Below are 14,494 nucleotides of genomic sequence, written 5' to 3'. Positions count from 1 at the left end.
TGTGTTAATTGTCAATAAATTGATTATTAATCCTAACTGTTGACAATGACCACTCATATACGAATTTAATTAATTACTAAGCTGTTCCCATGCAAAAATTACTGACTATTGCTATACCGACTTATAATCGTGCTGAGTTACTTGATAAACAGTTAGCATGGTTGGCTCAAGCTATCAAAGCTTTTGAAAATGAATGTGAAATTTTAGTTTCTGATAATTGTTCAACAGATAATACTCAGGAAGTGATCCAAAAATGGCAAGCAACACTTAGCCATATTACATTTAAATCAAATAAAAACTTTAAAAATTTAGGCGTAGTAAAAAATATTATGTTTTGCCTAAATTCTACTACAACAAAATATGTTTGGACAATCGGTGATGATGACCCAATTCAAGATAAAGCTATTGCTTATGTCATCAGTCAACTTAGACAACATGAAGATTTATCATTATTGTTCCTCAATTTTTCCGGTCGGAACCAAATTACTGGAGAACCAGTCCATCCACCAACAATTGTTGGTAATCGCTGGTTTGATATTGATAGTGAAGATGGTGATGGTGATGGTAAAGCCATATTTGAACATTGTTTTTCAAAAAGTGTTGGTGCAGTAATTTTTCTGACTGCTACAGTCTACCGCACTGATTTAGTAAAACGCGCTCTCCAAAATTGGCCAGACGCTGAGAATAACTGGATATCTTTAGCATATTTAGCCGGATATTGTGCTGCTAATGGCATTGTAATTGTCACTAAAGAGATTTATTTAGAATGTGTTGTTGGTGTGAGTTATTGGCAGAAAGAACCAAAGTCGGCACTGTTAATGCAATACAAACACATCCCTGAAGTGATTTTGAAATTGGAGCAGAGTGGATATTCTAAGCAGTTTTGTCGGCGGATGCTTTTGCAGAACGGCAAAGAAGTCAACTTGAAAGTTTTCTTGGGTGCTTTAAGAAGATGGCCGATGTCCGCTATCAAAACAGTAGTTCCATTTTTGGCTTTAGTCAGCTTGTGTGCTTTTGACGTGATGGTTTCTAAAGAGTTTAGGTTAGCAGAATCAAGTGAAATATCTACTCAAGAAGTGCAAAGCTATAAGCCCTAAGCTACTAAATTACTAATCCAAATTAGAAGGTATTTACGACATGTTTACCGCCATTAAGCGCAAAATAGCTACACTGTCTTCTGACTTTAAATACCACGTAGCCCGTTGGAAGCATAGCAGAAATCTGCCAGCATTGGAAAGAAGCGATCGCAACATCCTTAATGCTCTCACAAAAGACGGCGTTTGCGTCACAACACTGGCGAATTTAGGGTTCAACTCTAGCTCAGAACTGCTCAAAGCTGCTCACCATCAATTGTCTCAGATGGAAAATCTAAACAACGACCATTTAGAGCAAAAGTTGCCACAAATTTACACAGTTACAGGTTTACCAGAATTTTATGCCTGGGGGATCGAGAAAAGGCTACTCAACATCATCGAAAATTATATCGGTCTTCCCATTGCTTTTCATGGTATACATTTACGCAAAGATTTCAATAATAAACATCAGTTTGGGACGCTGCTATGGCATAGCGATGCAGAAGACCGTCGGATTATCAAAATCATTATTTACTTGAATGATGTAGAAGAAAAAACTGGGCCTTTTGAATACATTCCTCGCTCTTTAACTCCCTTATTTAGTTGGAATTATTTTCAGCTTTACTACAAACTTTGGAAGTCAGGCTATATGGGTATCGATGATGAAGAAGTAAAATCAGTCATCCCCAAATCTGCTTGGAAATCTTGCCCAGGCCCAGCAGGTACAGTCATTCTTGTAGATACGAAAAATACTTTGCATCACGGCACAGTCCGCACAGAAGACCGAACAACATTATTCTTTTGTTACACCGCTAACCCTCCCGAACGACCACACCTCTGCACCCAATATTGGGATGATACTTATCCCAGAGCAGAATTACGTTCTTCATCAGATGCAGTTAAAATTCCGACTTAATGCCCTTTCATAAAAGGATGTTTTAAAAGTTGTTAGTGATGTACTTTTAGATCCCCCTGGCTACCGTGTACACACAAGTCGAATTGGTAATTAAATGGACGAAAAAGAACGGAAAATTATTTTTAAACCTTTTGATTTTCTGTTATAACTCTATCAATAAACTGACACTATTGATAATCAGTTTTATCAACTCAAAACCTTACCAATATACGGCTTCTATCTTACCAGACATTTAGTACTTGTGTGTACACTGTAGCCTTTGGAGAATTTAGGGGGATCTTGATATTTTCCAAACATCCTCTAAGGTGCGTTACGTTCCTAACGTTGCCTACGAAGTTGTAGGTGATTAAATCCACGTTCATTACTGTTATCTTTTGGTGCAAATACTAAGCAGTTAGCAAGTATTTTCTGTACTCAACATTAAGGAATCATATGATTTTCACTGAAACTGCACTCAAAGATGCACTTATTATTGATTTAGAAGAAAAACCAGACCACCGTGGTTTTTTTGCTCGCTCTTTCTGCGCTCAAGAATTTGAGGCACATGGCTTAAAGCCAACAGTTGCTCAATGTAACCTGTCTTTTAATTACAAAAAAGGCACTATTCGGGGAATGCACTATCAAATTCTGCCAGCAGCAGAAACGAAACTAATTCGCTGTACTAAAGGCGCTATCTATGACGTAATTATTGATATGCGTCCTGAATCTCCTAGCTTTTTATCACACATCGGTGTAGAATTAACTCCAGAAAACCGCCGCGCTTTGTATGTTCCAGAAATGTTTGCTCACGGCTATCAAGCACTCACAGATGAGACTGAAGTCTTATATCAAGTCAGTGAATTTTACACGCCAGGGTATGAGAGGGGTTTACGCTATGACGACCCATTCTTTAACATTGATTGGCCTCTAAATGTGACTGAAATCTCTGAGAAAGATTTAAATTGGACTTTGTTGAGAATGATGGCTGTTGGCGGTACAACTTCCAGATAAATATAGCAATATTAAATAATTCGTGGAATTACTTTTTGAACCACATTAAAAGTACGCAAGTAGTGTAATTTCAACAAAAAAATATTTCACGGGTGAATTAGGATTGATGTATATACAACTGTCAATTGCTAATTAACATCTGAGATGTTAACTTCATTGAATTAGGTATAAATAAATGCCAAATAGTATTCTATCTCGTGTTGGTGATACTATCTCTTTTGTCTCCAAAAAAGTCCAAGCTCGGATCAATTATGCCAAAACCTTACAAGTTGTTTCCCTGAAGCCCAAACAGCCTTCCAAAGGAAATGTACTTCTTTCTTATCGGATTGAGCCATTCCTGATAAAACCAGGTCAGCCTATCCCCAATGACCAGAGTTGGAACTGGGAATGTCTACTAATCGCACAAACTTTTTTAAACATGGGCTATAACGTTGATGTTATCCAGTTCCATAATGATAAATTCGTTCCTCAAAAACACTACGCATTTTTCATTGATATCCGTCATCGTCTAGAAGCACTTGCACCAAAACTAAATAAAGATTGTATCAAGATTTTCCACGTTGACATTGCTAATATGGTGTTTCGCAATGCAGCTGAATGCAATAGACTTTTAGAACTCCAACAGCGCCGAGGAATTACCTTACGGCCACAGCGATTTGAAACACCCAACTTGGGAATCGAATATGCCGATTACGCTATCATATTGGGCAACAATTTCACAGTTGATACATTCAAATATGCCAATAAAGCAATGTATCGTATTCCGATTTCTTCATCACTCGTTTATCCCTCTCCTGATGAGAAAGACTTTGAAGCGATAAGAAAGCGTTTTCTGTGGTTTGGTGGTAGTGCTTTAGTTCTCAAAGGATTAGACTTAGTTTTAGATGCCTTTGCCCAAATGCCGGAATACCATTTAACAGTTTGTGGCCCGGTAAGTAACGACAAAGAATTTGAGCAAGCTTTCTATAAAGAACTGTATGAAACACATAACATTCATACTTATGGTTGGATTGATGTTAGCAGTTATGACTTTTTGAAGGTTACAAATAATTGTTTGGGACTTGTTTATCCTTCCGTTTCTGAAGGACAGGCAGGAGCAGTCATAACCAGCTTACAAGCTGGGTTAATTCCGATTTTAAGCTACGAATCTGGTGTGGATGTTCACGATTTTGGTGTGATTTTTGATAACCTTTCCCTTGAAGAAATTAAGGCGAAAGTTAGAAGTATTTCCAATTTGCCTGTAGAAGACCTAAAACTGATGTCTCGTCAGGCATGGGAATATGCAAGAACAAATCATACCAAAGAAAAGTTTGCTCAAGCTTACAGAAATGCTGTGGAGCAAATTATCGAAAATCACAGCCAGAAAAAACAGACTGATTCCGTAGCATCTAGCAAACAGCTAGTTAGTACTTAGCTCTGGTGATTATAAATCGCAAAACCATACAAACTAAGTCTGTCGGACTGGACTGATGAAAATTAACAAGGGGCAAAATCCCCTTGTTAAAACTCGCGCAGGCGGGTTTTGCCTGTATAGCCGTGACTTATATGCTTGGTGCAAGCTAATCCTAATTCCCATAGAAATGTACTTAATATTTAGTTGTGACCAATTATTAAGTGCAAGTTTATAGAGAATTTGTATCACAACCAACAGTTCCAAAAAGGAGTTTAGTTCATGATTATTATCGATCGCGCCTTACAAGCTCGTGCAGCAGCAGGAAATCCTATCAAAGTGGGAATGATTGGTGCTGGTTTTATGGGTCGAGGAATTGCCAACCAAATTGTCAATTCAGTGCCAGGAATGGAGTTAGTTGCTATCTCCAATCGTCAGATTGATGCAGCTAAACAAGCTTATTCGGAAGCAGGAATTGAGGATATTCAAGTTGTTGCAACTGTCAGCGAGTTAGAAGATGCGATCGCTAACGGTAAGTATGCAGTCACAGAAGACGCTAAGTTACTGTGTCGGGCTGAGGGCATCGAGGCCATAATCGAAGTCACAGGTGCAGTGGAATTTGGCGCTCACATCGTCATGGAAGCGATCGCTCATTGCAAACATGTAATTATGATGAATGCCGAACTCGACGGCACTATTGGCCCGATCCTGAAAGTGTATGCTGATAAAGCAGGCGTCATCCTCAGCGCTTGTGATGGCGATCAGCCAGGGGTACAAATGAACCTTTACCGCTTTGTGAAAAGCATTGGTTTAACTCCCTTATTATGCGGTAACATAAAAGGACTCCAAGACCCCTATCGCAATCCCACCACCCAGGAAGGATTTGCTAAACGTTGGGGTCAAAAGCCTCACATGGTGGCTAGCTTCGCCGACGGAACCAAAATTTCCTTTGAGCAAGCGATCGTTGCCAATGCCACAGGCATGAAAGTTGCCAAACGGGGAATGTTGGGATATGACTTCAATGGTTATGTCGATGAAATGGCCCAGATATATGATGTTGAACAACTCAAGGAACTGGGCGGTATTGTTGATTATGTAGTTGGAGCAAAACCTGGCCCAGGTGTATATGTATTTGCCACTCACGATGACCCCAAGCAACGCCACTATCTCAACTTATACAAATTAGGCGAAGGCCCTCTTTACAGCTTCTATACTCCTTATCACCTCTGTCATTTTGAAGTTCCCCTGTCCGTAGCGCGTGCTGTCCTATTCGGTGATGCCGTTATGTCTCCACTCGCAGGCCCGCTAGTAGATGTTGTCACCACTGCCAAAATTGACCTGAAAGCAGGAGAAACCCTAGATGGCATCGGTTACTACATGACCTACGGACAATGTGAAAATTCCGATATCGTTCAACAGCAAAATCTCCTACCAATTGGTTTAGCCGAAGGATGTCGCCTGAAACGAGATATTACTAAGGATCAAGTCCTCACATACGAGGATGTAGAATTGCCTAAAGGCAGACTCTGCGACCAATTAAGAACTGAGCAAAACACTTATTTCGCCGCAGAAAAAATCTTAGTAGCAGTTGGGTAATATCGGTTCTAAAAATATTTGCAACAAATGAACTGGCTGTAGGGGCGTACAGCCCTGGCGAATAGAATTCGCGGCTACACAAACAAAGTCCACCTGCGTGGACTAATACAAAATTAAGGGTTCGTTTTGCCTGTGTAGACGCGATTTCTAACCGCCGATTTGACTACATATTTGTAGGAAGAATTTCGTGAAGAGGATAGGAAGTTATACTGCTGAACACTAAAGTTGTTGATAGGAACTTGCTGGGGAGCGTTGAAATAAACTTGATCGAAACTTTAAGTCAAATTCATGAAAATTGCTCTAGTCCATGATTATTTAACCCAGCGAGGTGGGGCAGAGCGTGTGTTTGAACTGCTTTGTAAGCGCTATCCCGAAGCAGATATTTTCACATCTCTATACGATCCACAAAAAACTATTGATCTAGGCGATCGCATAGTCAACACAACCTTCTTACAAAAGATTCCCTATGCAGCAAAATATTTCAGGTCAATGGCTCCTCTATATTTTCCTGCCTTTCGTGCCTTGAATCTGCAAGACTACGATCTAATTATTAGCAGTAGCACTAGCTTCGCCAAAGCAGTGCGAAAAAATCCCAATGCTCGCCACATTTGCTTTTGCCATAATGTCACCCGTTTCTTATGGGATACAGCAACTTATTTAAGAGAGTACGGAGACTATAGATATTTTGCTCCTTTAATCGAACAAATATTTCAAGTAATGAGAAAGGTAGACCTGAAATATGCACAGGAACCTGACCTTTACATTGCTAATTCTAGTGTTGTTGCCCGCCGGATCAAAAATGTTTATGGCAAACAGGCAATAATGGTTAACTATCCAATTGATACTAGTAAATTTCTTTTTTCAGATATAAAAGATGAATATTATCTGGCCTCAGCCCGGATGATCAGCTATAAGCGTCTTGATATAATAGTCGAAGCTTTTAATTGGCTGGGGTGGCAATTATTAATATCAGGTGACGGACCAGAACAAGCACGGTTAAAATCCAAAGCATTACAAAATATTGTGTTCTTGGGACACGTAAGTGATAGAACCCGCAAAGACTTGTTTTCCAAAGCCAAGTCTATTATTGTCGCAGCCCTAGAAGACTACGGATTAGTTCCAGTAGAGGCTAATGCTAGTGGCACACCAGTCATCGCCTACGGAGCAGGTGGAGTATTAGATACTCAAATACCAGGTGAAACAGGAGTTTTTTTCAAAAGACAAACACCCGAATCTTTACAAATTGCATTACTAGAAGCCAATAGTATTTCTTGGGATTACGATCGCATCCGTAATCATGCAGTAGCAAACTTTTCAGAGAATGCATTCTTTAATAAAGTTGAGCAAATTATTAACCAAGCTTGTGGTGGGCACCAATTATTCATTTGATTTCTGAATCTCTGATCACTATAAAATTACCTATTTATTTTCTCTCTCGTCTTTGGCGGTTTGTTAAAAAATAGGTATTCTTCGGAGTATCTCTTAGCGTAAGTCTTGTTGGTGTAGCCTTTCGTAGAAAAGACAAGGATAATAAAAGTGGTTCAAAGTAGTCTAAATCCTCATATAACTCCAGCTTCTGAAACTGAACCAAGTTACGGACAAATGCTTGCGGTATTTGTGCGAAGATTTCCTTGGTTCTTAGCAGTATTAATTAGTTGTATTGCTCTTGCAGGTATAGTAACTTTTAAGACAAAACCAACTTATAAAAGTTCGATGCAACTGCTAGTAGAACCTAACTATCAAGGTAAGACAGAAGGAGCAGGGTTAGACAACCAGTTTACCGACTCTAATGTTGTGATAGATACTGCAACTCAGCTTAACCTGATGCAGAGTTCAGGACTCATCCAAAAAGCAGTTGATAAACTTCAGTCTAATTATCCCGACATAACTTCAGCTGAAATTAAAGCTTCTTTGGTCTTAACTCAAATAAGGAGCAAAGAAGATAATGTCGCTACTAAAATCTTTCAAGTTGAATACACTGCTGGAGATCCAGAAAAAACACAAAAAGTTCTAAGTGCAATTCGACAAGTTTATGTGGAATATAACAAAGAACAACAGAATTCGCGTTTACAAAAAGGTCTGCAAATTATCAGGGAACAGTTAAGTAAAGCCAGTGAAGAAGTAAACGCGGCTGAGACAAATCTACAAAGATTTCGGAGAAATCAGAACTTAATTGATCCAGAGTCACAGGCCAAAGCTATTGAGACGGCTTTGAACAATATTGCCCAAGAGCGACAGACAACTCGTTCTCAGTATGGGGAAGCTTTGGCACGCCAAAAATCTTTGGAAGAACAACTTAACCGTTCTCCCCAAAATGCTTTAGTTGCTTCCCGCCTGAGTCAGTCTACTCGCTATCAAGGCTTACTGAACGAAATCCAAAAAACAGAACTGGCACTAGCACAAGAACGCTTACGCTTTACAGATCAGACTCCGAGTGTGCAAAAGTTCAAAGAACAGCTTCAAAGCCAGAAGGAATTATTGCAACAAGAAGTAGGAAGGACTTTAGGCCCAAAATCTGCTGGTGCATTCAGTTCTGGAGACTCTCTCCTCGAAAAAGGACAGCTCGGTGAAATTGATCTCAGCCTTGCTGGTCAGTTAGTGGAAACACAGACCAATATAGTTGCTTTAACTGCTCGCGATCAAACTTTGGCCCAGAAAGAAAATGAGCTGCGTTTGGAAATTAAACGCTTCCCGCCTCTGTTGGCTTATTACAATCGGATGCTACCCCAATTGCAATTTAGTCGTGAAAGGTTAGAGCAGCTTTTAAGAGCAGAACAGCAATTACGGCAAGAACTTTCCAAGGGTGGATTTAATTGGGAAGTTGTGGAAGATCCTCAAAAAGGCGCACAATTAGGCCCCAATCTCCAACAGAATTTGCTGTTAGGTGCTGTAGTTGGGTTTATGTTAGGAGGGATTGCTGCCTTTATTCGGGAATCGGCTGATGATGCAGTTCACACCACTGCTGAGTTAGAAAAGCAAATGGCCATGCCGTTGTTGGGAACAACTCCCAAGTTACCGCCAGCCAAACCCAGAGAATCAATGATCAAGTTGCCTTTTGGTAAGCCAGAAGTTCTCGCCCCCTGGACAATTCAGGTATTACAATCTCCACCGCGTTGGGAATCGCTGGATCTGATTTACAAGAATATTGAACTTTTAAATACTGTTACTAACTTGAAATCTTTGATGATCACCTCAGCTTTAGCCGATGAGGGTAAATCAGCTTTGGCCTTGGGTCTGGCGATGAGTGCTGCCCGTTTACACAAAAGGGTGTTACTGATTGATGCCAACTTACGCGATCCCAGCCTGCACCAACAACTGAATCTTCCCAATGAACAGGGGCTTTCAACTCTATTGGCTAGTGATGCAACTTTACCCAACCAGATTAGTTTTCAATACTCAGGTTCCGCCTACATCGATATTTTGACCGCTGGCCCCAAACCTGCTGACCCAGCTAATCTGTTAAGTTCCCCTCGGATGATGCAATTAATGGCAGCATTTGAGGAAAACTATGATTTGGTACTCATAGATGCTCCCCCAGTTCTCGGTTTAGTGGATGCCATGCTCACCGCATCATCTTGTCGTAGCGTGGTCATGGTGGCAAGCATTGGTATTGTGACGCGAAGTCAGCTTACTCAAGCTACAGCCATGTTAAGTAAGTTAAATCTGATTGGGGTTGTAGCTAACGGGGTATCAAACTCTAGCAGTAATTACGTACCCTATATCAAACAACAGCAATTAGCACTGCGACAAGCTGTGGAAAAGTAGCTAGTACGGCTACGATAGATCCCCAGATCCCCGACTTCATAGAGAAGTCGGGGATCTAATTAGTTTAAATGCAACACACGGTAGGGTGGCACAACTGTGCTACCCTACGTTTTGATGAACAAAATTTAATTTTGATCCTATCAGGAAAATTCCAGTATATTTATACTATCTTTATGAGTTTTCAGAGAAATCACAGGCTCTTTAAAGAGTAAATAAAGAATTTATTTGAGCGATCGCTATTTCTACATCGTCTTATATTCTAGAGATTAAAGCACCTTCATAAAGGCTAGAAGACAAGAGTGGACTGGTTTTGTTAAATATCTCGATCCAATCAACACCTCAGTGCAATTAAACATAGATATAGATTCATGGGTAATTTCCCTCTACATTTCTCTACTGTCAGTAGTTACCGGAAAATATCGATTGCCCATGAATATTGATAGTAACGTTGATTAATACACCTCTACACCAGCATAATTATACACGATATGTGCTTGGCTGAGTGGCAAATAGCAATAACATATTTTTGCCCTCAATTATCTCCAACTTTTTGGACTTACAACAAGATTCGGATTTGGGTCTTTGGCATTGATAGCCTTTGATAACGCCTCAGCAATTCACTCCTGTATAAACCCAAAGACATATGACAACTTCAATAATTCCAACTCTAGAGAATTTATATGATGTAACCCAGGAACACCAAGAGAATCATGGGTACTGCACACTCCAGTGGCGGCGGGGTAAGCTGTTGGTGAAGCCGCCTGGACGAGTTAAACAACCATATCTGCCTTCATTAGATAGTAAGCGATCGCTAGTAGAATGCTTACAACATTCTCCTGTAAGTTTGGTAAGCATAGATCCAAAGCTGGGTGAGGCTTTACTCAGGTTTTGGGCAGATGCATGTGAAGAAGCTAAAAAACCAATATTCCTAAGCATACCCACTGGCAATAAAATGCCTAAGCAACCCTTGAGACAATTGCAGCGACTAATTGATTGGATTGCTGCTTTGGTGTTGTTGCTATTAGTAAGTCCAGTCATGTTGGGATTGATTGTGTTAATGCAGGTTTACTCGCCAGGATCACTTTTTTGCCGTGAGTGGCGTGTTGGAGAACGGGGTAAACTCTTTCAAGCAATCAGGTTTTGCACACACAACATCACACCGCTAGGGCGTTGGATGGGTAAATACAGTCTGAACAATCTGCCCCAGTTATTTAACGTGCTACGGGGTGACATGAGTTTGATCGGATCTCGTTGTTGGACTTTAGAAGATGCAGTACAGCTAAATAAACTACCAGAAGTTACGGCTTCATGGGAAGTAGAGGCACAGCCCCACTTGTTACATCTGGATAGCCAAACACTTTGAGAATTCAGAAGTCATAATTCTGACTCCTAACTCCTGATTTCTTTGTGAAACTGCACAAAATCAGGCTTAGTAACACTTGGGGCAAAATCCTTTTGTTCTATACAACCTCACAGATAATCGGTATTACATACCAAATTATTGTTAGAAAAATTCATGCATTTCCAACTTCCTCAACAACTTCGTAGTCTGCTCAAAGCTAGCAGCTTTTGGCAAGACAACTATTTGATATTGCGAGAATTTAAACACTTTCGCAAAATTGCAACTCTAGCTCTGATATTCTCAGTTCTGGCAGCAACTTTTGAAGGTGTGAGTATTGGGTTTTTACTTTCCTTTTTGCAAAGCTTAACTAGTCCCAACGCTCAACCTGTCCAGACAGGAATACACTGGTTTGATATTTGGATTTTGGGAGCCAAGACATCGGCAATTAATCGTCTGTACCGCGTATCTCTGCTAATTTTATTGAGTACTTGGTTACGTGCAACCTTTAATTACTTTTCCCAAGTCTACACTGAATTATCTCAACTACATCTTGCCGATCGCTTACGGAAGCAAATTTTTGAACAGTTACAATCCTTGTCACTAAGTTACTTTGCCAAAACTCGTTCTGGTGAACTAATTAACACAATTACCACAGAAATTGAAAAAATCAGACAGGGTTTCAGCGGCACAGCCTTTTTAGTAACTAGAGGACTAACAACCTTTGTTTACTTAATATCAATGTTTTTGATATCATGGCAACTGACGCTGATTTCGGCATTACTATTTACACTTTTAGGTGTAGGGTTATCCAATCTGAACGCTAGAGTCAGAGAATCAAGTTTTGGCATGACAACTGCTAATGCTAATTTTACATCAACAGCCATAGAATTTATTAATGGCATTCGCACTGTTCACTCCTGTGGTACTCAAGAATTTGAACGTCAGCGTTACTACAAAGCTAGCGACAAGGTAATAAGTAGTACAACTAAAGTTGTATTCACCTGGACACTTGTTAAGCCAATTGCTGAAGGCGTAGCGACTACCGTATTGATCGGAATGATTATTTTGGCGTTTACTAACCTTGTTACCAATGGAACGCTACAAGTTGCTTCTTTGCTAACCTTTTTCTTTGTGCTATTTCGCTTTATCCCGTTTGTTCAAGATATTAATGGTACGAGAGCATATCTCAGCACTTTACATGGCTCGGCAGACAACATTAAAAATATGTTGAAAAGTGATGATAAATATTACTTTCAAAATGGCATAATTGAGTTTAAAGGCTTAAAAAGGTCAATAGATTTAGTATCTGTAGATTTTGGCTACGATGATGATAATCTAGTGCTACATAATATTACCCTTACTCTTGAAAAGGGAAAAATGACAGCATTAGTCGGAGCATCTGGTGCTGGTAAAACAACCCTTGCTGATTTAATTCCCCGATTTTATAACGCTACAGATGGATATCTTTACATTGATGAAATTGATGTCCGGCAGTTTGAAATTCACTCCCTACGTCGGAAAATAGCTGTCGTCAGTCAGGATACTTTTATCTTCAATACTAATGTTTGGCAGAATATTTCTTACGGGACTCCTGAAGCCACTAATGATGAAATTCAAGAAGCTGCTAGACTAGCGAATGCACTAGAATTTATTTTGGAAATGCCCGAAGGTTTTAACACCCAGCTTGGAGATAGAGGTGTTAGATTATCTGGAGGACAAAGGCAGCGAGTTGCTATTGCGCGTGCTTTACTACGGAACCCAGAAATTTTGATTTTGGATGAAGCAACTAGTGCCTTAGATTCTGTATCTGAGCGTTTAATTCAAGATTCCTTAGAAAAGCTATCTGTTGGGAAAACAGTAATTGCGATCGCTCACCGTCTTTCTACTATTTCTAAAGCAGATAAAGTTGTAGTTTTAGAACAGGGACGGATAGTAGAGCAAGGGAAGTATCAAGAACTGCTAGAACTCAAAGGCAAGCTTTGGAAGTATCATCAAATGCAGTATTAAATAAGGCAATCAGATTAGAAATAATATCCAATTACCAAAAGACCTGCAACATATAAATCGGCTGTATATCCCTACAGCCGTAAGCGCCTACCTATGTATTTATATCATTAATTTGGTGAAATTACATTGCAAATAAAACAGTATTATCATGCTCATTATCTCTAAACATAATTTTTAAAAACTATTAAAAATAGTGCAATATACTGAACAATAACAGAAAATATGTACCAGAAAATATTTGACAAAGACCTGATTTATCAATGCTCCAATTTTGAAGTAGGTGGGGGCGGAGGTGTCGAAACTTATTTAGCTTCTCTGTTTGAACATCGACCACCTGATATTAGCGATCGCGTGATAAAATCGCTGAAGAATGTTGATCAAAGCCAGTTTAAATTGTTGCATATCCACAGCCCAGATTTACTCTTGCAGCTTACAGGCGAATGTCCTACCATCTTCAGCGTTCATAATCACTCATTCTACTGTCCTAGTGGCACAAAGTATTTAGCAGGGCAGCGCACAGTCTGCGATCGCAACTTTTCTTACTTAGGATGTACCTGGGGTAAACTAATAGATAAATGTGGTAGCCGTAGACCTTTAAGAACTGTTAGAGAACTTCAAAAAACTCAGAATTTTTTAGATGTATTAAAAAAGGTAAAAATTACTTTTATTGCTAATAGCGAATATGTGCGACAAGAGTTGATTCAAAACGGTGTACCCCCTGAACAGACTGTAACGCTACACTGTGGTATATCCGTACCAAAAACAGCAACTGCACCTCTAAGTTTAGAAGTCCACCAAAATCATAGAATTTTGTTTGTGGGACGGATTGTTTCTGATAAAGGTCTGGAATGGTTGCTCAAAACTTTAATACATACAGATCCACAAATTAAACTTGATATTGCAGGTGAAGGATGGGAACGCCCACAGTTAGAAAAGTTAGCAAACACACTCAGATTAAGTAACCGGATTACTTGGCATGGCTGGTGCGATCCTGACAAAATAAATAAACTTTATCAACAGTGTTTTGCAGTCATCTTCCCTAGTGTCTGGCCTGAACCTGCCGGTCTTGTAACTCTGGAAGCCTATGCTAATTATCGACCTGTCATTGGTAGTGCAGTCGGAGGTATTCCAGAGCATTTACGAGATGGAAAAACGGGTATTCTTGTTCCAGGTAATAATATCCAAAAGCTAGCTGATGCCATTCATGAGTTGTATACAGATTATCAAAAAAGCCGACACATGGGCGAACAAGGCCATGCTTTCTTGATGAAGGAATTTACAATAGATACTCATCTAAAAAATCTGCGAAAAGTTTATGCAAAAACAATAGCTGAATTCAATTCCAAAGGTGAAAAAATTTATAGCATATCTCAAGCTAAATAACCTTAATTTAGTCAAAATATTAAAGTGTACAT

Annotated in this window: 10 protein-coding genes; all 10 read left to right on the top strand. The window is 39.6% G+C overall.

Annotation, left to right across the window (positions count from 1 at the left end):
* Window positions 1–89 precede the first annotated feature (89 nt).
* Window positions 90–1,097 carry a glycosyltransferase family 2 protein gene (locus tag V7K46_RS12860; RefSeq protein WP_335113619.1) on the top strand — a complete coding sequence of 336 codons (1,008 nt, stop codon included), beginning with the start codon at window positions 90–92 and terminating at the stop codon, window positions 1,095–1,097.
* A 40-nt stretch (window positions 1,098–1,137) separates the two neighbouring features.
* Window positions 1,138–1,989 (top strand): phytanoyl-CoA dioxygenase, encoded by an 852-nt coding sequence (locus V7K46_RS12855; RefSeq protein ID WP_335113616.1) that lies wholly within the window; start codon window positions 1,138–1,140, stop codon window positions 1,987–1,989.
* A 432-nt stretch (window positions 1,990–2,421) separates the two neighbouring features.
* The gene (gene rfbC, locus V7K46_RS12850) at window positions 2,422–2,979 is read left to right on the top strand and encodes a dTDP-4-dehydrorhamnose 3,5-epimerase (RefSeq protein WP_335113614.1); all 558 of its coding nucleotides are present in this window, start codon (window positions 2,422–2,424) and stop codon (window positions 2,977–2,979) included.
* Between the two features lie 175 nt (window positions 2,980–3,154).
* Entirely contained in the window at window positions 3,155–4,393 is a 1,239-nt protein-coding gene (locus V7K46_RS12845) for a glycosyltransferase (RefSeq protein ID WP_335113612.1), read from the top strand.
* 258 nt (window positions 4,394–4,651) lie between these two features.
* Window positions 4,652–5,965, top strand: coding sequence for an NAD(P)H-dependent oxidoreductase (locus V7K46_RS12840; RefSeq protein ID WP_335113610.1), 1,314 nt, complete (start codon window positions 4,652–4,654; stop codon window positions 5,963–5,965).
* A gap of 288 nt (window positions 5,966–6,253) precedes the next feature.
* Window positions 6,254–7,354, top strand: coding sequence for a glycosyltransferase (locus V7K46_RS12835; RefSeq protein ID WP_335113608.1), 1,101 nt, complete (start codon window positions 6,254–6,256; stop codon window positions 7,352–7,354).
* 147 nt (window positions 7,355–7,501) lie between these two features.
* On the top strand, window positions 7,502–9,730 hold the full coding sequence (locus V7K46_RS12830) for a GumC family protein (protein WP_335113606.1): 2,229 nt from the start codon (window positions 7,502–7,504) through the stop codon (window positions 9,728–9,730).
* Window positions 9,731–10,373: 643 nt separating this feature from the next.
* Window positions 10,374–11,093, top strand: a complete 720-nt coding sequence (gene hepC / locus V7K46_RS12825; RefSeq protein WP_335113604.1) for a heterocyst development glycosyltransferase HepC — start codon at window positions 10,374–10,376, stop codon at window positions 11,091–11,093.
* A gap of 153 nt (window positions 11,094–11,246) precedes the next feature.
* On the top strand, window positions 11,247–13,079 hold the full coding sequence (gene hepA, locus V7K46_RS12820) for a heterocyst formation ABC transporter subunit HepA (protein ID WP_335113602.1): 1,833 nt from the start codon (window positions 11,247–11,249) through the stop codon (window positions 13,077–13,079).
* A gap of 222 nt (window positions 13,080–13,301) precedes the next feature.
* Window positions 13,302–14,462: a glycosyltransferase family 4 protein gene (locus tag V7K46_RS12815; RefSeq protein ID WP_335113600.1), complete on the top strand. Its 1,161-nt coding sequence runs from the start codon at window positions 13,302–13,304 to the stop codon at window positions 14,460–14,462.
* Window positions 14,463–14,494: the final 32 nt, after the last annotated feature.

Origin of the sequence: Nostoc sp. (assembly GCF_036917395.1) — a bacterium.
Lineage (GTDB): Bacteria > Cyanobacteriota > Cyanobacteriia > Cyanobacteriales > Nostocaceae > Nostoc.
Note: the sequence above shows the minus strand (reverse complement) of the source record. Positions and strands in the feature narration are given on the sequence as shown.